The organism is Flaviramulus basaltis, from assembly GCF_900114265.1.
GTDB lineage: Bacteria > Bacteroidota > Bacteroidia > Flavobacteriales > Flavobacteriaceae > Flaviramulus > Flaviramulus basaltis.
Genome location: NZ_FPKV01000022.1, coordinates 1 through 2,545 on the forward strand (window position 1 = coordinate 1; position 2,545 = coordinate 2,545).

Sequence of the window (2,545 nt, forward strand, 5' to 3'; positions counted from 1 at the left end):
ATATACTTTTTCCTGTCCGAAATTCAGATTGTAAATTAGAATGAAAATGATTATTATTAATTTCTGCATTTCGTTTTCTCAAATGTGCTACAACGGTTTTGTATAAGAATAGTTGCGGTTTTGTGTGCGAGGATTTTCCGCAGGAAAATCAGAAGTAGCAAAACAGCAACGACCTTTGGTTAAGCACTAATTTAGCAATTATTTTTATACGGTGTTGTGTGTAGTGTTTTTATTTCAGTTGATGTTTTTAATTCTAATTAATTCTTTAAATTTAGTCAAAATTTTATATTATGTCAGAAACCCCTGAAAATATCTATGAAACGCATTTAAAAGAAGTTCAAGAACTTTTTGATTCCGCTATTGAAGAACTTGAAACTATATTCAACGAACAAAAAGATAATTATAAAAATTCTTTAGGGACTTTAAAGGATATTTTAATTGATGCTCCATTAAAAAATGAGTTTATGCAAAAATATCCACCTACAAATTATATCCTTACAGATTCTGATGGTAATTTAAAATATGTCAATCCTAATTTAGATACTTACGTTTTTAAACTATATCTTGACTTATACAAAAAAACCGATGAGTTGATTAAGAGCCTACCTGTCCAATAGTTTTTACATATCGGTTTTTGTAATATTTAGAGTTTGGGTTTTCCCAATCAAATGTTTGGTTCGGATGTCCGAAGTACTTTTCTAAATTGAAAGGTGCATCTATACCTATTAATAATCCTAAAATATCATGATTTAAATCTTGTAAATATTTAGCAAGAGTTGAGTGAATCAGTTCCTTTTCTACTTCAAGTTGTTTTACTTTCTTTTCTAATTCCTCATAAGTTGGTTTCTCCATTAGTTGCGTTTTTTACATTACACACAACGTTACGTATAAGAATAGTGCGGTTTTGTGTGCGAGGATTTTCCGAAGGAAAATCAGAAGCTAACAAAAAAAGCACTAACTTTTGATTAAGTACTAAACTACGCATTATTTTTATACAATGTTGTAAATCAGTTGTGACACATTTGAGTAATCACGATTTATTTCGCTTTAATTTTTCTCAGACTGAGTAAAGTCCGACGCAACAGTTGCGAACTGCTTTGGTCAGTCAGATATTATTTTAGGTTTTTAAATCCGCAAAATTCGATTTTTTTATTTCGTTTTAAAATCCGAAAATTTGTAGAAATCCGCTAGTTTTATTTTCCGTTTCTGGCTAACAGTCGGCGTAAAGATTGGTTTTAAATTAAGGGTTTTGGTCAGTTTATTTTTAGCATAAAATTTTTCGGAGCAATTGTTTACAACGTGTTTGTGTATGGTTAGTTGCGTGTTTTAAGCACTAAAGTAGCAAATAAAACACAGATAGAAAGTCCGCGAGGACTTTCGTAAATTGTCTAAAACCAAGCAATTAATTATACACGGTGTTGTAAGGCGTTATTAATTCGATTCTTAAATTCCACTTTATTATCCACATATAATGCTAAATTCTTGTACCCTCTTTTTATTCCATAAAGCCCAATCAATTCGTTCTCTTCTTTTAAATGAATAATAATATTGTGACTTTCCAAATCTCCTAAAAATGAAAGTTTTCGTGTTTCTTTATTCAGTTCTATATCTTTTGATGAAATTTCTATATTGTCAATTTTTTTTAATTCAATAGTTGTTTCATTCATAATCCCATATCGAAGAAATAGTTTGTTGTTCTCAATTGATATTGGTCTTTTAAACATTGACTTTACAAATCCAAAAATTTGAATTCCAGAATAAATACTCAAAAAAGTCAAAATCCAAGCAGCAAGACTGCTCCATTTTGTTAGTAGAATATGTAATACGACTGTTTCAATTGCAATGATAAATATAATTGCTATTAGCAAAGTTATTGTTCCGCTATCTTTATGGTATGAGAATTCATTTTCTTTTAATTCTCTTTTTTTCCAGTAGATAAAACCATAATAAAAAACAGCAGTTTCTGTTACTACAGGAATTACAACATTTTTAGGAAGTATTTCATAGCAGGTATTTTTTAAAGTTGTAAAAAAATCAAAGGAAAGGTCTTTTTTTTGTTTATAAGATTTTATTCCTTTTCTTACATTGTAAATTACATATGATAAAACAGATAACTCAATAATTGGAAGTATCCAAGTCTTAAAAAGATTTAAGTATTGTTGGTTTTCTGAAGGAAGTATTATTGAGCAAAGAACTACTCCAAGAATTATAAATGGAACAACAGTCGTTTTCGGAATGTTGGTTTTTCTAATCAGCAGGAAATAAATAAAAGGTACAGTCAATAAAAGGTCAAATGTAATTCCAATTGCTAAATAATCGGGATTCATTTGAAACAATGACGATTTAGTAATCAGAAACATTAGTATTAAAATCAGTAATGGAATTCCAAATATTATTAAGTTTTTCTGAATGTTTATTGTTTTGTTCATTGGTTTGTTTTAATGACTTACAACGGTCTTGTATAAGAATAGTGCGGTTTTGTGTGCGAGGATTTTCCGATAGGAAAATCAGACGTAACAAAATTGCACTAACTCTTGATTAAGCA

At 29.1% G+C, this 2,545-nt stretch carries 3 protein-coding genes; 1 reads left to right on the forward strand and 2 read right to left on the reverse strand.

Translation table 11 applies throughout. From position 1 onward, the window contains the following. Positions 1-290 precede the first annotated feature (290 nt). A complete protein-coding gene (locus tag BT151_RS18285; protein WP_072403809.1) occupies positions 291-617 on the forward strand; it encodes a hypothetical protein in 327 nt (108 codons plus the stop codon). Here the strand turns inward: BT151_RS18285 and BT151_RS18290 are convergent. Both BT151_RS18290 and BT151_RS18295 read right to left on the reverse strand, forming a co-directional pair. Beyond that, positions 595-852 carry a hypothetical protein gene (locus BT151_RS18290; RefSeq protein ID WP_072403810.1) on the reverse strand — a complete coding sequence of 86 codons (258 nt, stop codon included), beginning with the start codon at positions 850-852 and terminating at the stop codon, positions 595-597. The genes BT151_RS18285 and BT151_RS18290 overlap by 23 nt on opposite strands. Before the next feature lie 554 nt (positions 853-1,406). Then, positions 1,407-2,429: a hypothetical protein gene (locus tag BT151_RS18295; RefSeq protein WP_072403811.1), complete on the reverse strand. Its 1,023-nt coding sequence runs from the start codon at positions 2,427-2,429 to the stop codon at positions 1,407-1,409. Positions 2,430-2,545 lie beyond the last annotated feature (116 nt).